20 protein-coding genes are annotated in these 19,770 nt (G+C 53.4%); 7 read left to right on the top strand and 13 right to left on the bottom strand.

Annotated elements, in window-relative coordinates:
* Positions 1–27 precede the first annotated feature (27 nt).
* Entirely contained in the window at positions 28–2,022 is a 1,995-nt protein-coding gene (locus tag MHI45_RS21575; RefSeq protein ID WP_341119431.1) for a chemotaxis protein CheA, read from the top strand.
* Positions 2,023–2,051: 29 nt separating this feature from the next.
* The gene (locus MHI45_RS21570) at positions 2,052–3,641 is read left to right on the top strand and encodes a methyl-accepting chemotaxis protein (protein ID WP_076113734.1); all 1,590 of its coding nucleotides are present in this window, start codon (positions 2,052–2,054) and stop codon (positions 3,639–3,641) included.
* A 90-nt stretch (positions 3,642–3,731) separates the two neighbouring features.
* Here the strand turns inward: MHI45_RS21570 and MHI45_RS21565 are convergent, their stop codons facing one another.
* The 7 genes from MHI45_RS21565 to MHI45_RS21535 all read right to left on the bottom strand — a co-directional run bounded on the left by MHI45_RS21565 (position 3,732) and on the right by MHI45_RS21535 (position 9,847).
* On the bottom strand, positions 3,732–4,196 hold the full coding sequence (locus MHI45_RS21565; protein WP_038585395.1) for a DUF420 domain-containing protein: 465 nt from the start codon (positions 4,194–4,196) through the stop codon (positions 3,732–3,734).
* Between the two features lie 155 nt (positions 4,197–4,351).
* The gene (gene ctaG, locus MHI45_RS21560) at positions 4,352–5,278 is read right to left on the bottom strand and encodes a cytochrome c oxidase assembly factor CtaG (RefSeq protein WP_341119430.1); all 927 of its coding nucleotides are present in this window, start codon (positions 5,276–5,278) and stop codon (positions 4,352–4,354) included.
* Between the two features lie 14 nt (positions 5,279–5,292).
* Positions 5,293–5,616, bottom strand: a complete 324-nt coding sequence (locus tag MHI45_RS21555; RefSeq protein WP_038585393.1) for a cytochrome C oxidase subunit IV family protein — start codon at positions 5,614–5,616, stop codon at positions 5,293–5,295.
* A 2-nt stretch (positions 5,617–5,618) separates the two neighbouring features.
* Positions 5,619–6,245 (bottom strand): cytochrome (ubi)quinol oxidase subunit III, encoded by a 627-nt coding sequence (locus MHI45_RS21550; RefSeq protein WP_038585391.1) that lies wholly within the window; start codon positions 6,243–6,245, stop codon positions 5,619–5,621.
* Between the two features lie 6 nt (positions 6,246–6,251).
* Positions 6,252–8,090, bottom strand: coding sequence for a cytochrome c oxidase subunit I (ctaD, locus tag MHI45_RS21545; RefSeq protein WP_076113745.1), 1,839 nt, complete (start codon positions 8,088–8,090; stop codon positions 6,252–6,254).
* A 128-nt stretch (positions 8,091–8,218) separates the two neighbouring features.
* A complete protein-coding gene (gene coxB / locus MHI45_RS21540) occupies positions 8,219–9,262 on the bottom strand; it encodes a cytochrome c oxidase subunit II (protein WP_341119429.1) in 1,044 nt (347 codons plus the stop codon).
* A 396-nt stretch (positions 9,263–9,658) separates the two neighbouring features.
* Positions 9,659–9,847, bottom strand: coding sequence for a hypothetical protein (locus MHI45_RS21535; protein ID WP_038585388.1), 189 nt, complete (start codon positions 9,845–9,847; stop codon positions 9,659–9,661).
* A 457-nt stretch (positions 9,848–10,304) separates the two neighbouring features.
* Here MHI45_RS21535 and MHI45_RS21530 point away from each other — a divergent pair, with 457 nt between their 5' ends.
* The 3 genes from MHI45_RS21530 to MHI45_RS21520 all read left to right on the top strand — a co-directional run bounded on the left by MHI45_RS21530 (position 10,305) and on the right by MHI45_RS21520 (position 12,856).
* On the top strand, positions 10,305–11,324 hold the full coding sequence (locus MHI45_RS21530; RefSeq protein WP_341119428.1) for a serine hydrolase domain-containing protein: 1,020 nt from the start codon (positions 10,305–10,307) through the stop codon (positions 11,322–11,324).
* 141 nt (positions 11,325–11,465) lie between these two features.
* Positions 11,466–11,804, top strand: a complete 339-nt coding sequence (locus MHI45_RS21525) for a DUF4870 domain-containing protein (RefSeq protein WP_341119427.1) — start codon at positions 11,466–11,468, stop codon at positions 11,802–11,804.
* Positions 11,805–11,908: 104 nt separating this feature from the next.
* On the top strand, positions 11,909–12,856 hold the full coding sequence (locus MHI45_RS21520; protein WP_341119426.1) for a diacylglycerol/lipid kinase family protein: 948 nt from the start codon (positions 11,909–11,911) through the stop codon (positions 12,854–12,856).
* Positions 12,857–13,339: 483 nt separating this feature from the next.
* On the opposite strand, the gene MHI45_RS21515 is transcribed toward MHI45_RS21520, so the two are convergent.
* From MHI45_RS21515 to MHI45_RS21500, 4 genes are all read right to left on the bottom strand, one after another.
* Positions 13,340–13,933: a xanthine phosphoribosyltransferase gene (locus MHI45_RS21515; RefSeq protein ID WP_038585377.1), complete on the bottom strand. Its 594-nt coding sequence runs from the start codon at positions 13,931–13,933 to the stop codon at positions 13,340–13,342.
* Positions 13,934–13,978: 45 nt separating this feature from the next.
* Positions 13,979–14,284: a hypothetical protein gene (locus MHI45_RS21510; RefSeq protein WP_038585374.1), complete on the bottom strand. Its 306-nt coding sequence runs from the start codon at positions 14,282–14,284 to the stop codon at positions 13,979–13,981.
* Between the two features lie 63 nt (positions 14,285–14,347).
* Complete coding sequence (locus MHI45_RS21505; RefSeq protein ID WP_340895123.1) at positions 14,348–15,259, bottom strand: TrmB family transcriptional regulator; 912 nt, start codon at positions 15,257–15,259, stop codon at positions 14,348–14,350.
* Positions 15,260–15,293: 34 nt separating this feature from the next.
* Positions 15,294–16,067, bottom strand: coding sequence for a zinc ribbon domain-containing protein (locus tag MHI45_RS21500; RefSeq protein ID WP_076113725.1), 774 nt, complete (start codon positions 16,065–16,067; stop codon positions 15,294–15,296).
* A gap of 201 nt (positions 16,068–16,268) precedes the next feature.
* Here MHI45_RS21500 and MHI45_RS21495 point away from each other — a divergent pair, with 201 nt between their 5' ends.
* Both MHI45_RS21495 and MHI45_RS21490 read left to right on the top strand, forming a co-directional pair.
* Positions 16,269–16,643 (top strand): hypothetical protein, encoded by a 375-nt coding sequence (locus MHI45_RS21495; RefSeq protein WP_341119425.1) that lies wholly within the window; start codon positions 16,269–16,271, stop codon positions 16,641–16,643.
* Between the two features lie 293 nt (positions 16,644–16,936).
* Positions 16,937–17,641, top strand: a complete 705-nt coding sequence (locus MHI45_RS21490; protein ID WP_439823191.1) for a GTP pyrophosphokinase — start codon at positions 16,937–16,939, stop codon at positions 17,639–17,641.
* A 92-nt stretch (positions 17,642–17,733) separates the two neighbouring features.
* On the opposite strand, the gene MHI45_RS21485 is transcribed toward MHI45_RS21490, so the two are convergent.
* Together MHI45_RS21485 and MHI45_RS21480 are read right to left on the bottom strand one after the other, a co-directional pair.
* Complete coding sequence (locus MHI45_RS21485; RefSeq protein ID WP_341119424.1) at positions 17,734–18,855, bottom strand: WD40/YVTN/BNR-like repeat-containing protein; 1,122 nt, start codon at positions 18,853–18,855, stop codon at positions 17,734–17,736.
* A gap of 120 nt (positions 18,856–18,975) precedes the next feature.
* Positions 18,976–19,761, bottom strand: a complete 786-nt coding sequence (locus MHI45_RS21480) for a hypothetical protein (protein WP_341119423.1) — start codon at positions 19,759–19,761, stop codon at positions 18,976–18,978.
* Positions 19,762–19,770: the final 9 nt, after the last annotated feature.

Genomic DNA, 19,770 nt, shown 5'->3' with positions numbered 1-19,770 from the left:
GGAGGCTACACGGAGAGAAGGTGAATTATGGTTGACTTATCAGAATATCGGGGAATTTTTCTTGAAGAACTGGAGGAGCAGCTGCAACTGATCGAAGATGAAGTTCTCCGGCTGGAGCAGATAGGGGAGACGGAAGACGGAATACAGCAATTCTTCCGGGCAGCCCATACCCTCAAAGGCTCCTCGGCGTCCATGGGTTACAACAGGCTGAAGGAGGTCACACACCATCTTGAGCATCTGCTTCACCAAATGAGGAACGGGGAGCGGCAAGTAACGGATGAGCTTATCCGCCTGTTCTTCCAGGCACTGGATGGAATGCGCGCGCTGCAAAGTGAAATCGCCGCTGCAGACCATGAGACGACAGACGTATCCGAGCTGATTCAGAGGCTCAAGACATTTGGTGCGCAGGGACTGCATGGACATGACCGAGGTCCGGCTGTACAGCCAAACAAAACTGAAACTCCGCTACAGCTTTTCTGGCTTCATGTATGGCTCTCCCCGGCCTGTGAAATGAAGCTGCCACGTCTACATCTTATCGACGCCAAGCTGCGGGACCTCGCCACGGTCCTTAGAATGAAGCCGGAGCTGGAAGAGATTGAAGCCCATGACAGCAGGGTCGATGGTGCATCCTGGATGCTGTCCCCCAAGAGGAATATCGAGGAACTCCGGCAGCAGATCTCCTCCATTATGGATGTTGAGAGTATCTACATAGAAGAAGTGAAGGACATCTCACTTAACCCTGCTGCAGAAAAAAATCCGGCGCAGCCGGAACCGGAGAGCCGGGGCCTCCCGGACCCGCTGGAGGCACTGCCGGCTACTGCTGACAAGATAAAGCCCCAAACCATTCGCGTACATATTGAGCGGCTGGAAAAGCTGATGAACCTGGCGGGTGAATTGGTAATTGATCAAACCCGGTTCCATCTCCTGAACCGCAGATTTCACGGGCAATACGGAGCCAATGGCCTGACAGAGGAGCTGGGACAGTTGGCCGATCATCTGTCGACGATCACCCGTGAACTGCAGGAGAATATGATCAAGGTACGGATGCTGCCTATAGAGCAGCTGTTCAACCGGCTGCCGCGCATGGTCAGAGATTTGTCATACTCGCTGAACAAGCAGATCGAGCTGGTCATTGAAGGCAAGGAAACAGAGCTGGACCGGACACTAATTGAGGAACTCGGCGACCCGCTTATCCATCTTCTGCGGAATGCGCTGGATCACGGCATAGAAACCCCGGAAATCCGGCGTAGCGCGGGCAAAAGTGAAACAGGCACCGTCCGGGTTGCCGCCTCCCATGAGGATAATCAGGTCATCCTCGTCATTGAGGACGACGGGGCTGGAATCGATGCCGAGGCCATCCTCCAATCCGCCATCAATAAGAGCATCATCACAGCCGAAGAGGCCCGTTACATGAATGAGGATGAAGCGCTGCGCCTTATTTTCAGACCCGGCTTTTCTACTGCCGCTCAAGTAAGCGATATCTCCGGCCGCGGGGTAGGGATGGATATTGTCCGCAATGATATTGAACGGATTAACGGAATGATTGATATTGAGACCACCAAAGGGCAAGGCACCCGGTTCCGTATCCGCCTGCCCTTTACCCTGGCTATCATTCGGGGGCTTCTGGTAAATGCCGGCAATGCGACCTTTGTCATTCCCATGAGCAGTGTGGCCGAAATTATCCGCACCGCTTACGGTGAGATCAAGACCGTTCGGGGCCAACCGGTTATTACAGCACGCAACCAGCTCGTCCCGGTGGTCTGGCTGCATGATTGCCTGGGGATTCCAAGAGCGGAGACAACTGCATCTTCGATCCCGCTGATCATTCTGGGGCGCGGGGAGAAACGGCTGGCGCTGGCAGTGGATACGCTTGTCGGCAATCAGGACATTGTAATTAAAACGCTGGGCTCATACATAGGCAAGTCAGACAGCACTTCAGGGGCCACCATCCTGGGAAACGGCAAAATCGCACTCATCATCGACACCGCAAGTCTGTTTTTCAAAGCAGGTGCTTTGGTTTAACAAATTCATGATCACTGGGGGAATCGGGTATGAAATGGTTTTATAATTTAAAAACAAGCGTGAAGTTAATCTCATCCTTTTTGGTGGTTGCTGTCATTTTGGCCTTCGTGGGTCTTTATGGTCTGAACAATCTGGGTTCAATCAATGACAGTCTTGATGATATGTATACGAACAATCTGGTGCCCGTCTCCTCTCTTCAAAGCTCCCAGAACAGCTTCACCAGTATGCGCGGCATCGCCCGGGATCTGTATATTAAAGAAACGCCTGCGGAACGGAAGCAGCGCGTGGAAGACTATGAAACTGAAAAGCAGAATGTGCTGGATAGCATCGCAGCCTTCCGCAAAACAAAGCTCAGCGAAGACTCCATCCAGGCGATCGCTCCATTCGAAGCTGCCTGGAACGAATATTTGAATACTTATGAATCCCTGATCAGCGCATCCCTTGCCCAGCGGGACGACGAACTGCTGGACACGCTCCGCAGCACCACTCTGGCCAATGAAGCGGATGCCCTAAAGCAAATCATCAACAATCTGATCAGCATCAATATCAAAGAAGCGGATCAGGCCAAACAGGATGGAGCATCCCTGTACAACTCCTCGCGGACTATTACGCTTGCTGTCGTTGTAGCTGCCGTGATGCTGTGCATCCTGCTCGGCTATATGATCTCCCGAATCATCTCGAAGCCGCTGGCTAAGGTAGTCCAGATCCTCTCCAAGGTAGCTGATGGCGACTTACGTAGCCAGACGGAGATCGACACCAAAGATGAAATCGGCATGCTGGCGTTTAAGGTCAATGAGATGGTCAGCAATCTTCGCCGGACTGTCGGGTCCATCCTTACGCATTCCCAAAGCCTGTCCGCCGCCGCAGAAGAGATTTCCGCCAGTACACAGGAGATAGCCAGCGGCAGCACAAGCACTGCGAATGATGCCGGGACGATCAGCGAATTATTTAAAGAGCTCTCCAGCGCCATCCACTCCGTAGCGCAGAACACCGAACAGGCCTCGGTCATCTCGGATGAAACTGTGCTGATTGCCGAAGATGGCAACAGCATCATTCAGGAATCTATGGAGAGCATGCAGTCTGTCAGCGGGCAGATGGCCCGGCTGGAGGAGGACTCCCAAAAGGTCGGGGACATTATCGATGTCATCGAGGATATCGCTGATCAGACAAATCTGCTCGCGCTTAACGCAGCTATTGAAGCCGCAAGGGCCGGAGAGCAGGGACGCGGCTTCGCCGTGGTTGCCGATGAGGTGCGGAAGCTTGCCGAACGCAGCGGCGAGGCCACCAAGCAGATTACAGGCATCATCAAGGGCATGCAGGCGAACACACGCTACAGTGTAAGCGCCGTACAGGAAAGTGCCGAATTGTCGCAGAAAACCGGCGTCTCTTTTCATAAGATCGTCACGATGGTGAATAACGCCGGCCAGAAAATTTCCGAGATCGCTGCTGCCAGTGAAGAGCAAGCGGCACAGTCGACCAATGTGCTGGCCGCTGTCGAGAATATTTCTGCCACCACCCAACAGTCTGCCGCAAGCAGCGAGGAGTCTGCATCTTCCGCCCAATCTCTGGCCAGCCTGGCCGAGGAGCTGCAGAGCACCGTCTCCTCCTTCCGCCTGTAGCCTATATTTGAACAAAAGACCTGTGAACCTGCAAGTTCCAAAGCGGAACCGCAGGCCTCACAGGTCTTTTGGTACTTTTACAGTGTCAGATCAGGCACCTAAAATAATTTGCCAGACCGGCTTTGTGTGCCCGCCCGGATAAAAGATGTACAGCAGCACATACACAGCGACACCCGTAATAGCAGTAATAAACCAGATGACAGCAGTCACTCTTCCCCATTTCCGGTGTTTGGCAAATTGAGCCTTGAAGCCCAGCGTCAGCGTAGTGATGCCGAATACGGCGGCTACCGTCGCCAGCACGATATGGAAAATCAGAAAGATGTGGTAGAGCGTCGACAAATCGGCCGGTCCACCCCAGGATGTGTTGCCTACGAATGCCGTTCTGGACACGTACACAATGAAAAACAAGATGGCAGCAACAGCGGCGGCAATCATTGTCTTCTTGTGCGCTTCGCGCTTGCCCTTAATGATTTGTCTCCAGCCAATCGCCACCAGCAACGCGCTGATTACGATGAAAGATGTGCTGATCGTTGGAAACAATGTGAAAATATCCATGATTATCCCCCTCGGCGCTCGCCAGCTATGCACGAGCAAGAAGAAGCCGCTACATTGTTCTTTGCAGAGCGTATGCTTCCGATGCCAGCAATACTCTGTATCGCTCTCAGGTATCCGTTGCTTTTAGAAATACAAGGATAATTCAGGCGTGTGACTCAGCCTTCCTTGTATTTCAAATAGCCATCCCCCGGTTCGGCGGATGGCGCGGAAACCTCCGCATCGTCTTGCCCGTTCTCTTTTTTATACCAATGATAGAACACATAAGCAAGCATCGAGGCAAAAATAAATTCCTGAATGAACTTCATGGCGATGCCCCCCACCTGCTGATCGACCTTGGGCGACAGCCATCCGAAGAACGCCGGACCGCCGAACGTCTGCAGCAATGAAGCGGGATTTCCCGATACACAGTAGCCCATCGCCCGTGCCCAGGTGTCGGGATCACTGTACGTGGCATATAGTGGAGTCCCCGCAAAAATAATCAGCCCGCAGGCCGGTGTCAGCAGCACCATATTCAGGAAGATAAAGCCTACCTGACCCAGGCCGCCAAGTTTCCGGTACTCCGGCAGAGGATTTATCAGATTCCACCACATGAGCACAGAGGTCAGAAAAAGCAGGCCGTAATAGAGCCGGTGAACTGTAAAATGCAGCATCACGTAATCATGAACCACTGGAATATGGTAGAGCGAGAACAGTCCGTTGAACAGAAGGGCCGCCACCACCGGCTGTGCCAGAAAGGCAAAACGCCGCAGTGGGTTCACCTTAAGAAAAGTACGCCAGAGCCAATCCGGAATCCCGAGCATAATCAGCGGCACTGCCACCAGATAGGACAGCGCCATACTGACCATATGGAAGGAAAAGAAGATATGGCCCAGCAGGCTGACCGGACCGCCCTGCGCAAGGTAAAGAGCCAACATTCCGCTAAGAAACAGCCCCCTGCGCCATATAGGAACTGCCGAAGCACCGGAGAACCGACCGGCAAGCGGACCGATCAATACGAAATATCCAGCCGTCAGCAGCAGCAGGACCGCCAGAAAAAGCGGACTCCACAAATCCTCAAAGCTGAAATATTGTAATCCCAGCATGATCAGAAGCCTCCTTAATCCCACCAAACCCAATACAGTGCCATGATAATGCAGGTTCCGGCGATAAAAAAGCCGCCCAGCATAAATAGAATCGGTATCAAATGTCCCTTGTCCTTCAGATGCATCCAGAAGCCCATCTGCAGAAAAACCTGCAGAACGGCCATGACCAGCAGCAGAATCACGGCAAAGGTCGCGTTGACTCCTCCGGCCGCAACAGCTGCGAAGGCAATCAGCGTCAGAATAACAGAGAAGATAAACACCACGATATGCCGCTGCGGCCCTTCCTGCCGGTGGCGGTGCTTCACCGCGCTATCCGGAGAACGCTGTTCTGTCGCCATAGCTAACCCACCTTTCCGAGCAGGTAAACAACCGTGAAGATAAACACCCATACCACATCGATAAAATGCCAGTACATCGCGGACACATAAATTTTTGGTGCCGTAACCACCGTCAGCCCTTTATAGCTCAGCTGCCCGATCAGCACAGCGATCCACACAATCCCGAAAGCAACGTGAGCACCGTGGAACCCGACCAGTGTATAGAACGCCGAGCTGAATGCACTGGTAGTCATCCCGAATTTCTCGTGTCTTATATACTCGCTGAATTCGTAGATTTCCAGCCCGAGAAAGGCCGCGCCAAGCACTACAGTAACCAGCAGCCAGTTCCGCAGCAAGGCAGGCTGGTTCCGGTGCATCGCCTGAATGGCGAATACGCTCGTCAGGCTGCTCACCAGCAGCAGGAAGGTTGCGGCGGCAACCAGCGGCAGATGGAACAATTCGTTCGCAGACGGACCGTCATTCGTCTGGTTTCGCAGCGCCAGGAACGTAGCGAACAAGGTGCCGAAAAGCACCGCTTCTCCACCAAGGAACAACCAGAAGGCCAGCACTTTGTTGCGGCCTTCCGCCGTTGCCTTTTCCGGTTCGTGCGGGAGAGTGCCTTTTGAAGCTTCAGCATGTGCCGTTGTCATGTCGGTTCACCTTCCTTCCAGCTCTTCGGGTTCGATATGCCAGCCATGATCATCAAAGAGCGAGCGCATCAGCATCGACCCGAAGGTTATCAGAAGACCCAGCGCCGTAACGATATAGTTATTAAAGAGAAAACTCATAAAGCTGTTGCCAAAATCATCACGGCTGAACATAAAGCCAAGTCCGGCAATAAAGATACCAACCGACATCAGGAACGGGTGCACCGTCGCTGAAGGCATATGAATGGAGCCTACCGGTTCGGATGGCGTCATGCCCTTGTGCCCGGCTGTTTTTTCCTTCCAGAAAGCATCCAGACCGCGCACCAGCGGCGTTTGCTTGAAATTGTATTCCGGAGGCGGTGAGGAAATGGTCCATTCCAGCGTCCGCCCGTCTTCCCACGGATCATCCGCCGCATCTGCCGGCTTTCTGGAAGTGATGAAGACATTGGCCAGGAAAAACAGCATCCCCACACCCATAAGCCCTGCCCCGATCGTACTGATCAAATTTAGCAGGTCGAATTGCTGATTCGGCAAATACGTAAATACGCGGCGCTGCATCCCCATAAGCCCCAGAAAATGCTGTACAAAAAAGGTCATGTGAAACCCGATGATAAAGGTCCAGAAGGTCCATTTGCCCAGGTGTTCGCTGAGCATTCTTCCGAACATTTTAGGCCACCAATAATGCAGGCCCGCGAATAAGCCGAGCACCAGGCCGCCGACAATTACATAGTGGAAATGGGCAACGACAAAATACGTGTCATGAAACTGAAAATCGGCAGGAGCAGAAGCCAGCATGACACCTGTAACCCCGCCCATGGTGAAGGTTGGAATAAAGCCGACCGCGAATAAATTCGGAGTGGTAAAGCGTACTTGCCCGCCCCACATCGTGAACAGCCAATTGAAAATTTTAATTCCTGTCGGAACGGCGATCAGCATCGTGGATACAGAGAACAAGGCGTTCGCTACCGGTCCGAGGCCGGTGGTGAACATATGATGCGCCCAGACCATGAAGCCAAGGAAGGCGATCAGGATCGTCGCGAAGACCATGGAGCTGTACCCGAACAGCCGCTTACGCGAGAACGTCGGGATGACCTCGGAGATGATGCCGAAGGCCGGAAGAATCAGAATATACACTTCGGGATGACCAAAGATCCAAAAAATATGCTGCCAGAGTACCGGATTGCCGCCGCCGCTGGTCTCAAAGAAATTGGCGCCGAGAATCCGGTCGAAGGTTAGCAGCACAAGCCCTACTGTAACTGCGGGAAAAGCGAACAGGATAATAGCGGAAGTGATAAAGGTGGCCCAGGCGAACATCGGCATCCGCATAAACGACATTCCCGGAGCCCGCATCGTAATGATCGTAGCCAGGAAGTTGATGCCGCCGATTAGTGTGCCTAGCCCGGCAATCTGCAAGCCGATCGTGTAGAAGTCCACCCCGTGGGTGGTGCTGTAGGAGCTGGAGGACAGTGGGGTATAAGCGGTCCAGCCGGCATCGGGCGCTCCCCCCATAACCCAGCTGAGATTAAGCAGAATGCCGCCGAACAGAAACGTCCAGAAGCCAAGCGCATTCAGAAAAGGAAAAGCTACATCGCGCGCACCGATCTGCAGTGGGATAACCGCATTCATCAGCGCGAAAATGACCGGCATAACCCCGAGAAAAATCATCGTTGTCCCATGCATCGTAATCAATTCGTTAAAGGTCTGGGCATCCAGAAAGGTATTCATCGGCTTGATCAGCTGGATGCGGATCAGAATGGCCTCCAGCCCGCCAATGCCAAAAAAGATCCCTCCGGCCCAAAGGTACAAAATTGCAATCTTCTTATGATCGACGGTGGTAATCCAGTCCATGATCCCGGTATGCCGTTTGACGCTGTGGCCATGCCTCAAGGGCCCGGAAGGATTCAAGGATTGCGCTGTTTGAGCCAAGGTACGTACCCCCTTTTCAAATATGCTGCTTCTGTTTTGGGCAATAGGCTTTATTCCAGCGTGTAGCCGGCCAGATATTCGGCAATTCCGTCAATCTCTTCATCACTGAGTCCCAGTTCCTTGGGGTCAGGCATCCGGTTGCCCGGCTTGACGCTTTGCGGATCATGCAGCCAGGTCTTAAGATTCTCCAGGATCGGCGCTCCGTCGACACCTGTGTCGTCGTTCAGCAGGATACCAGCCACCGACTCGCGGGACCCGATCCCGGTGAGGGATGGACCGTTGCTGCCTACCATATCACCCACTGCATGGCAGGTCAGGCACGCGGATTTGAACTTTTCCGCAAGCGCCGGATCTTCAGGCATCACCGCCGGGGCTTTCATGGAAGCAATCCATGCCGTGAACGCATCCTTGCTGACCGACTTCACTTTAAATTCCATAAATCCGTGGGAAGGACCGCACAGCTCCGCGCATTTGCCGCGGTAAACGCCTTCATTTGGCGCACTGAAGCTGAAATGGTTCGTTGACCCGTCCGGGTTGGTATCTATTTTGCCGGAGAGAGAAGGTACCCAGAAGGAGTGCAGCACATCCTTTGTAGTCAGCTCAAAGGCGATATCCACGCCCGCAGGAATCACCAGATCCTGCGCCGTTGTCACACCGTAATCGGGGTATTCGAATTCCCACCAGTATTGGTGGCCGGTCACCTTGACCTTAACTGCATTCTTATCATTCGAATGATCATCTCCTGCGGCAAACACCGCCTGCACGGTCGGAACCGCCAGCACAATTACAAGGATCAGCGGGATGACCGTCCACAGCACTTCAAGCTTGAAGCTGCCTTCCACCTGTTCAGGGATCTCATGCTGGCCCGGTTTCCTGCGGTAACGGATAAGCACGTAGGCCGCAATGGCAAAGACGATCAGCAGCACGACAATCATGATGGTAATCGACAGCTTCATGAGTCCGAACGAGCTTTCCGCTGCAGGTCCCTGCGGTCTGAGCACCGACAAGTCCTGCCGCCCGCATCCTGCGAGAATGAGTCCAAGCGTTGCTGCCATGGGAAGAAGCCGTTTACCAGCCTGCCACGTTTTCATCATTGATCTACCCCGCTTTTCCCGATTTCGTAGATTAGAGGATTTTCCTGTCAATTATAACAATCACTATTAATATAAGTTTATGGGGGTCTTTTGTCAATCGTTCACAGCAAGTTCACAAAGCATTTTTTCAAACAGCAAAAGCTTGTCCTTACTGTATTTAAGAGCGCTTACATAAAATGAATCTTTTATCATTTTTTCTTTAAAGCGCATACATATCTATTTGTGTCTATAAATTCATTTGACTATTTTATGATTTATGATCTTGCAATAAATATGCGCACAAAAAAAACCGCTTCCTGCGGCAGCAAGCCGCCCGGGCACGGTTTATGAGAATCCTCATGGATGTAATTCCAAATTTGATGTCGTCAAATAGCAGGAAGTATTCCTGTCTGTAAATTAGGAGACGGATGAGTTTATTCTTCCCAACTCATGCTCCACGACCATAGTCAGCTCTTCTTCATAGCCTCCCGTGATCCGATACTTCCGGACATACTCCTTCACAAATTTCTTGGGATCTTTGGGCCGGAAAATGCGTGTCATTTCCCGTAGACTTTCCTTCACTTCGTTATGACCTTTACTTGCCATGATCAGTTCCCTCCCAAAACATTGAAAATGAATGCTCCGTTGTAGAGAATGCATGATGAAAAGTCCGCCGTAACCTCGAAATGCAAGTCAAGAAACCGTAACACATACGTGGCTTGCATTATCCGCCTAAACGTTCATTCCATAAATATGGAGGTCCGCCTTGCCGGTGAAGCAGGTTCGTCGTGATTTGGGCTGAGAGTAAGATGCACCAAATGCGGAACACCTTGACACTTTACTTACCCGAAGAGCCACTTGCTGAATCACTCCTTTCGGGCCTTATCGTTATATTGTATCATATTCCAGTCCAACTTCCACCTTTCCTTGTAAAATTTACGTACGTAAAATATTTTTTTACTCTTCTCTACCGCAGCAGGTGAGGCTTGCAGACTTTTGGTTAAAATAACGTATCCGCCGCCGCATCTTAGACTGCAGCAGGCAGCTTGGAAAGGGGATTGCTATGAGCCAGCAGCTGTCTTTACTACACACACCTAACAACCCGGCACCCGTTATAGCAGCAGCCCGTCCGGATGACACCGGAACCTGTCCTCTTCGACTGGAGAAGGCCCATCAGGCAGTTACGAAAGAATATCCCAAAATGCATAGTATGCTTGTCGTCCGCCACGGGCAACTGATATTTGAACGGTATTACGGGGGATATCATGCCGGAATGCTGAATGATCTTCGTTCGGCCACCAAAAGCTTCCTCTCTCTTCTTATCGGCATTGCCATCGGCAAAGGCCATATTCCGGGAGTCCACACTTTTGTAGCCGAAGCGCTTCAGAGATATCTGCCGCCCCGCTGCTCTCCGCAGCTATCGGAAATTACGCTGCGCCACCTGCTGACCATGACCTCCGGCTTCAGGTGGATTACCGGCAGGAAGCTCGGAGAACCGCTCGTACGTAATCTGCAGCGCAGCCGCCGCTGGACTTCTTACGCTCTTAGCCTGCCCATTGATCATGAAAATATTGGGCAATTTCAATACCGCAGCAGCGACTCGCATCTAATATCGGTTATGCTGAGCGAATTCTCAGGGCTAGACGCTTACAGCTATGCCAGAGAGCATCTGTTTGGACCGCTGGACATTCACCACACCGCCTGGCTGCCCAGTCCTGAAGGGCACAGCATGGGCCATATCGGCTTATACCTGACCTCGCGTGATCTGGCTAAAGTCGGTATAGTCCTGCTGGGCGGCGGCCTTTACAAAGGACAGCAGATGATCCCGCAGAATTGGCTGGAAGATGCGTTCACAGCCCAGACCCCCGGGTATCCGGCCTACGGTCATTACGGGTATCAATTCTGGAACGGCATGATGAGCAGCCAGCCCTACGTGCTGGCACATGGACACGGGGGCCAGCAGCTATTGCTGCTGCCGAAGCTGGACGCCGCCGTTATCTTCACCGCCGAGAGCGCCGTCAGCCGGTGGAAAAACCCCCGCAGACTGGTTGAACAATACATTATACCGGCGATGGAGCTTTAGCATGTCTAACGAAAAGAAAGAATGCCTTTTTACTTGAACCCCTTCCCGGTCCACATACTTTGCCGGGACAAATCATAGGCTCATAGAGAAGAGGGAACCGGTTAACCGCCTTCTTCTCCAAGTACAAGGAGAGTGAGCCTTTTGTCCCCTTTCAGATCTTCCACCGGACTGCCTGACCATATTGCCGCCGCACTATGCTACTTCTTTCCCTTTATTGGGGGCATCGTTTTTCTTGCCCTGGAGAAACGCAGCCGCTTCGTGCTCTTTCATGCGTTGCAGTCGCTGATCGCCTTCGGGACACTGATGATTGTCCATGTCCTCAGCGGCTTCATTCCGCTGCTCGGCGCTCTCGTCGCAGCCTTAATTTCCCTTTGCAGCTTCGCCGTATGGCTTCTCATGATTTACCATACTTTGGGCGGAAGATGGTATAAGCTTCCCTGGGCAGGGGAGATCGCCGAAAGCCAGCTCCGTCAGTTGTAGCCTGCCTCCTGCTGTTTATCCTTATTTTTAAGATTCCCTTTTGAACGTCCACTCCGTACAATGGAATCAGGACATAGAGGAATCTACAGGCTGGAGGAACATACATGTACTTATTGATCATAAATCCCCGTTCCGGCGGCGGAGCAGGCCAGCGGACATGGCACACGGTCGAAGGGATGCTGCATTCACGCGGCATCCCTCATGAGCCCTTGTTCACGCAGAACGCCGACCGCGCCGAAACCCAGGTGCTTGGGGCGCTCGCCCGGCGCGACGACTGGCGCGCCGCCATCGTCATCGGCGGCGACGGCACGATCCACAGCGTGCTGGGCGCGCTGCGGCGCAGAGGTGTGCCGCTGGCCGTCATCCCCGCCGGCTCCGGCAATGACACGGCACGCGGCTTCGGCATCCCGCTGGCCACAGAAGCCGCGCTGGAGGCTGCGCTGCAGGACCGCTGCCTCGAAGCCGATCTGCTCTCGGGGGCAGGCGGCCTCACCCTGACCGCCGTAGCCAGCGGCTTCGATGCACAGGTAGCCGTAAATGTGAACAACGGCTTCTACAAACGGCTGTGCAACGCCATCGGCGCCGGACAGCTGGCCTATATCATCGGCATTCTGCATACGCTGATGACCTTCAAGCCCTGCCGGGTGAGCGTCACCTGCGACGGGAAGGAGCAGGCTTTCGAGAAAGCCTGGCTCGTCTCGATCTGCAACCTGCCAAGCTATGGCGGCGGGCTGCTGATCTGCCCGCAGGCGGAGGCCGATGACGGCCTGCTCGACGTCTGCGTCGTGCATGGCTGCAGCCGCATGCAGGTGCTGCGGCTGTTCCCGACGCTGCTGAAGGGCACGCATGTTGCGCTGCCCTTCGTGACGATGCTGCGCGGGCACAGCGTAGCTGTCCACTTCGCGCAGGCCCGCCATGCCATCGGCGACGGCGAGCCCCTCGGCACTGCGCCGCTGGCCGTGCGCTGCGAGCCGGGCGCGCTGCGCGTGCTCTCGCCGCTGGCTGCGGCCCGGGAACAGGGCGCGGCTGGCCCTTGTCAGGCAAGCGTGTAGGACGCGACCGGCCCGTACCCAGTCAGCGTCGTATGGGATGCGGCTGGCCGGGGTACCCGCAGCGCGAGTTCCATCGCGCTTGCGAATGAATGGCCTGCGGTGGCCACGCTTCGGCGGCCTGCGGCTAGCCCGCAAGCGCAGCTCCATTCTGCTTATACTTAGTCCTCCCAGCTGCGGCTATGCTGCTGCCCTTTGGGTTCGCGGGAGATAATTGCAGTTTGTACAACTAAACGGGCTGATTTCACTTCCGTTCAGTACTTAACTGCACTCTGTACATCTAAATTCCGGTTTCTGGTCCATTTTCGGCATTAAGACGGATATCTACTGTACAAAATACAACTAAAACGGAATGCCGAGCATATAAGGAATATTTAGTTGTACAAATTGCAATTACTGCGCAGTACTCCCTATAGCCACAGCATAAAGACCCCATACTCCGCAAAGCTGGAGCATGGGGTCTTTATGAGCTATAATACTGCGGGGTCAGCCCGGCAGGCCGCCGGCTTCCTCCACGAAGGAGATCAAGCCATCGTCAAGCGAAGCAATCCGTACCAGCGATTCCACACGGTAGCCGGCTTCCTTCAGCAGCTTGTTGCCGGGCTGGAAAGCTTTTTCGATCACGATGCCGATTCCGGCTACGCTGCCTCCCGCCTGCTCCACGATCCGGGCCAGCCCGAAGGCCGCTTCACCGTTGGCAAGGAAATCATCGACGATCAGCACGCGTTCACCGGGAGCAATGAACTTTTTGGAAACTGTGATATCATTGCTTTCTTTTTTCGTAAAAGAGTAGACCTTCTCCACATAAATATCTTCGGTCAGGGTCAATGATTTCTGCTTGCGTGCAAAAATGAGCGGAACCTCAAGCTCCAGCGCCGTCATAATGCCGGGGGCAATCCCCGAGGATTCGATGGTCAGCACCTTCGTCACCTTTTCTCCGGCAAAACGGCGGGTAAACTCGCGGCCGACCTCACGCATCAGAAACGGGTCCATCTGGTGATTCAGAAAAGAATCGACCTTGAGCACACCTTGACCGAGAACAATACCTTCATTTATAACCTTTTGTCTCAATAACTCCATTCTGTGCTCCTTCCTCTCCATCTCAAATGGACCCTGTCTTAGTTTTTACAGGCCGGACGGCTTCTGCGGCAGCAAATTGCCGACAATCGACTTCAGTTCGTTGTCCTCTTTGCTATTCGCCTTGCCGCTGTCAAAGCTCGTGATGCGGATTTCCGAGTACTTCTCTCCCGGATTCACAGGTTTAAAAATCAGCTTCTCACGGTCTTCCAGCCGAACGTTGAACTTCATGTCCTTGAACATGCCAATCAGTTCATTTTCTCCCGGGACTTTACCCTCTTCCAGAAACAAGAGACCTCTGAGTGACTTGATCCCTTCCGGATGCTGCACATCAAAATGAATAATACACTCCACGCTTTCACCTCCCCAGCTTAATTTCGGCTTGCAAGCAGCTTGACCCTTACCCAAACACGTTTCCTAATGGCCTGGCTCTTGCTGCTCTTCCGAGTCTTCCGAGTCTTCCAATTCTTCCAATTCTTCCAATTCCTTATGTTCCTCTTGTTCGTCCGGTTGCTCCTGTTCGCCCAGTTGTTCATGCTCCTGGTCATGCAGCACATATTTACCGTAAATGTGGCTGTAGCGTTCCCCGTACCTTCTTGTTAGCTCGGGGCCCATATCCTCTTCCAGCTCGAAGAGCACCATCTCCTGCGTAAAGTGGTTCAGCAGCAGTTCCACCAGCACCTGATGTTCGGTTACGACCGCCTGCGCCGTTCCGTCCTCATACCGCATGCCGAGCATGCACCAGTTCCTGTCGATCACAAAGGAAAACTTCCGCCCGCCGCTCCGGCGCGGCTTGCCGCCCAGCGGCGGCCATACCGGATAAGGTGCGGGAACCTCGTTGCCGCCGTCAAAGGCCCACAACAGCTTCACTCCCCGCAGCTCTGCCTGCTCCAGCTCATTGCGCAGCAGCGAAGCCTCCTCACGCCATACATCTACTACGATTTCCTGCTCAGCAAGATTCAGTTGGCGGATCAATTCCTCCATCACATTCCGGTCACCCTCCACATTGTAGAAAGAGGGATTGACCGGGCCGCCGCGCGGCATTTCGCTTTCCATATAAGCCAGTGAAGCCGATACCCGTCCGGAGATCATGGTCGCGAGCTCTTCCGGGTCCAGCACACTGTAACGCGCCGGTTCCCCTTCACCGCATCTTACATAACCTTGCTGAGTCAGACGCTGAAGCGCCGCATATACGTTGGATCTTGATACTCCGAGCTGCTTTGCCACTTCATAACCCGAAGCCTGGCCTTTGCTGGCCAGCTCGACCATAATTTTGGATTCCATCTCTGTGAAACCCAAATTGCGCAGATGCAGCAGCAACTGTTCCATCTATGTTGTCCCCCTAGCTGACTGTAAATGCTGACTAGATTTGTTCTGATCCGCAACGCGGGCACCACATGGAACCCTTGGGCAAATCCGCCCTGCAGATCTGACATTTGACGATATCCCGCACGCCGCCTTCACTGGATGCAGCTTCTTCCGCAGGCTCACCGGCTTTCCAGTCGCGGATACGCCGGTCAAGCTCCAGCTGTCTTTCCCGCTCCCGTTCAAGCTCATCGGCTTCACGGCGGCTGCGTTCGGTATCCTGCACCGCTCCGCCATATTCCTCCTGCGGCAGTTCATCGTCTACCGGAAGCACTTCGGTATACACCGTACGCTGCTCCGATCTCATCGCCAGCTCTTTTTCCGCTTCCGTCAGCTCCTCCTCGCCATAATATTGATCTTCCTCTTCATCCTCATGAATGCCGTGCACTGTGACGGGCACCGCTTCTTTTCTTGAAGCCGGTTCCTCCAGCTTGCGTCCGCATTTCGGACAGAAATTGGCGTCCAGAGCTACAACATTCCCACAGGTGCAGAGCTTTTCATTCTTAAGCTCGGCAATCCGGAAGCGCAGCTCCTCAATCTGTTCCTGAAGCTTCAGGCAGGCCCGGGAATGCTCCACCATTTTGCCTTCGGCCAGGGACAAATCCTTCGAACGATATCCGTCGTAGAACAGCTTTCCCATTTTCATAAATTCAATTTCCATCTCATGTTCGATATCGGAAATATGCCCGTTCAGCTTGCCGATCTCCACCGAGCTTTGCGCTTTTTCACTCACCCGGCTGGCACCGTCTTTAATGCGTTGCAGAAAATTCATTGTAGTTCCTCCTTCTCCAGAGTGAGAACAGGGCCGATTTGCAGCCAAATATTATTCCAAATAAACCCTCAACGCTCCGTGCAATAGCGGAAACGTGCTTCTATCATACCAAATGTCTCGATTAGATTCATTATTTGTCGTTCTGTGTATAATAGTAAAAAATAACCATGTACAAGCTTACCAACGATGGAGGGATCGATCTTGCCGGACGAAGAGAAAAAACGCTATTTCGTATCCGTAAACCACAGCCTTGTTCAGGACGTGCGCAATGACTCCAATGCATTTGAAGTGCTGCTTAACGCTGAAGAGCTTACCCTTCTCCAGGATCTCCTGAACGAACTCGAACTCGGGGATGATTACGCCTTCCGGCGCGCCTTTGTGCCTTATAAGTCTGCCGATCACGATGAAGCTGCCCGGCAATTTGACGATGAGACCGTCAGACTGTACCAGACCCTGCACCGTTTTGGCAGCATAGAGACACGGCAGACCATTGAGCAGCTGGGTATACTCCCCAAACTGGAAAATACCGGGTATCATGATAAAGGTTATGACGGAGGCTCCCCTACGAACAAATAATCAACCTAAGCGCCGCACTTTCTATCCCTTATGTGTGCTAATACGCTGCTGCGGGAAGAATGTTGCGCTATTTTGGGTTGGCCGGATTATAGTTGCAAACAGCCTGGACTCTTCGGCACTACAGGGGGGTCTGGGTTTTTTTTGCTTCTGGGGCAGTACATCGGTTAAAATAGGGATATAGACTGGTCCCGGAATGTATAACATATCTTTATTCATGGGTTCATTTTATCCAGTCACAAATAACTAAACTTGGGAGAGTCTCAGTGGAAGAATATGATAGTACACAGGTTACACTGAATCAGCTGCAGGTGCATGTCAAGGATCTGAAGAAGTGGCAGGTTAATGGGGATTTCGCCAAACAGATCGAGGATTTCAAAGCTTTGCCGGCGCTGTACCGCCATGCCCTGAATGAGCTTGAGAATAAAATTGATGTGATCAAAACGGAATGGCAGGTGCGCGACGGCTTCAGTCCGATTGAGCATGTCAAGTCGCGGATCAAAGAGCCGAAGAGCATCCTGCAGAAGATGGAACGCAAAGGGCATGAGTTTACCCTGGAAAATATGGAGCAGCACATTCATGATATTGCAGGCATGCGGATTGTCTGTGCTTTTGTGAAGGATATTTATCGTCTGGTCGATCATCTGTGTGCGCGGGAGGACATCCGTGTGCTGGAGATCAAAGACTATATTGCACATCCCAAACCCAACGGCTATCAAAGTCTGCATCTGATTGTGTCGATACCGCTTGTGCTGCTGGAAGGAACCCACTGGGTAAAAGCGGAAATCCAGCTGCGTACACTTGCCATGGATTTCTGGGCCAGTATGGAGCATATCCTCTACTACAAATTCGATAAGCAGCTTCCGTCGCATGTCGCCGAGGAACTGAAAGAAGCCGCACGTGCCGCCGATGAGCTAGATCAAAAAATGCTCCGCCTGCGCAGGGAGATTCTTGAGTTATCCGAAGGAAGCAGTGCGGGTGAAACCCCGTCCGGGGAGTAATTCTGTTTCTGTTTGCGGACCGTAGCTGAAAAGGTAATAAAAGAGGCAGTGCCCTACAGCTGAGCTGTTGTGGCACTGCCTTTCTATTATTCTCAAGAAGGAAGCAGCAGGTTTCTCCATGTGTGGCCCCCGTCTGCCGTGCTCCAAAGGATTTTCGGCCCGGAAATCCAGCCGTTTCGAGACGTAGAGAACTGTATCTCCGTTGCCTTATCGAACGCTGAACCTTTGGCAACCTGTTTCCAGCTACCTCCGCCATCGTCTGTAGCAAGCAGCTTGCCGCCTGCCTGCAGCGCCCAGCCTGAACGGGCATTCAGCCAAGCTGTCCTTGACGCTTCAACCCCTTGAATGCCGGGGCCATGCTTCCAAGTCTCTCCGCCATTATTGCTGGTGTAAAAGACCATGCTTTTAACGCCGTTCAGGACAATTTCCAGCGGCAGTACCCCATCCTTCTTATCCTTTCCGGAAAAGACAGGAGGGTAGCTGTTGCTATACGCATACCCCGAAAGCGCTGGCGGGGAGACGAGCTTCTCCGGCTTCCAGCTCTTGCCCCCATCAGCAGTTCTAAAGGTAAGAATGGACTTCTGTCCGTGATTGCTGGAGGTTATCCAGCCGTTATCGCTATCCCGGAAGGTTATGCCCGTTGGATAGGCAGCAATGCTTGCGGTAAGATCGCCCACTCTGCTCCAGCTTGTCCCTCCATCCACCGTGCGGTATAACGACTTCTCCATCATGCCAAGTGCCGGTTCGGAACATAGCAGAATATACCCGCCCTGCTTATCGGGAAAATGCATAAACCCGCTGGCGTATCCTTGCTCCCAGCTTTTCTTCACCGGAAGGCGAATAGTCTTCCAGGACTTTCCCTTGTCTAGCGTATGAAAAAGGGCTGTAGGCTTGTGCGGGCCATAGGCGCTTAGAATCCACGCCTCATTGTCACCCGCAAAGTAATGCGCCAGTTTGCCAAGCTGGACATCATTACCGGGCATGGGCACCGTATTGCTAAGCGGATGCTTCCAGCTTAACGCACCGTCCGCTGTATGCCACACTCCGCCCAGCGTGATTCCCCAGCCCTCTTTCACGCCTGTCATTTGGAAATTGTCCGGATACCCCTTCAGGGTGATGCTGGAGCTTTGCGCCGGTGTCGCCCCGATGGTTGAGGCAGAAATTAGAAGCGTTCCTGCTATGAACAGAGAAGCCAGAATTTTATAAACTCTCAATTTAAGCTCTCCCTCATTCCCTGTTTGTCCTGTTATCATAAGACCTCAGCAGGAACATTGGGTTACGATCAGTTCATTCCGCAGTGAAAATATTGTTAATTAAGAGCAACCAGAGCAGCCTTACAGCTTACCCAGCCCTGCCGCCCTACGGGCTGCGGCTTCTGCGACACGCCGCATGATGAGCACAAGCCCCTCACCGGCACGGGGTGTCTTGTCGAGCAGGGTCCCCCAGTTTTCGGTCGGCTTCGCAACCACCGGTGAAGCTGGAAACGGCCGGGCTGCGATTTCATGAAACATGGGACCCGGCTGGTGGAGCGAGCCTTCAGCAGCCGCTTCGGCCAGCCATTCTCCAGTCGGGACAGCCGGCCCTTTGCGCTCCAGCCGGGCCAGTTCGGCTGCAAGCAGGCCGGACGGGGCCGGGCCGGCATCCTCGCTGTCCTCCGCTTCCTCTTCCGCCCAAAGGGCAAAAACTCCGGCCAGCAGCGTCTCTTTGTTCAAACCGCGCAGTTCAAACGCCAGCAGCGGCTCCTCTTCCAGCTGCTTTTTGACCAATCCCAGCAGGGCCATCTGTTCCGGCCCTGAAAGCTTCTGTCCGGCCAACGCCAGTTCTTCATCGCCGGGCAGAAGCTTCATCGCCGCCAGGCCTCCACTCAGGTTGCCCTGCAGCAGACCATACAGCTCACCCGGGTGCTCCGCAAGCCGGATCAGCACCTCCTGTTTCACTTCATCAGACCAGCGCGGAATTTCCAAAGAGAGAACCGTCGTTGGCGCTTGCCCTTGGGCGGCGGCGACGGCAGTGGCGTTTCGTTTGGTCTGCACTCCCGGCGCTTTGGCCGATAGCTGTGTTCCCGTCGCCTTAACCACCCCGGGCTCAATTTCCAGCCGCAGTTCCAGCAGTTCACTCATTGCCCATTC

Origin of the sequence: Paenibacillus sp. FSL H3-0321 (assembly GCF_038002865.1) — a bacterium.
GTDB lineage: Bacteria > Bacillota > Bacilli > Paenibacillales > Paenibacillaceae > Paenibacillus_AQ.
Note: the sequence above shows the minus strand (reverse complement) of the source record. Positions and strands in the feature narration are given on the sequence as shown.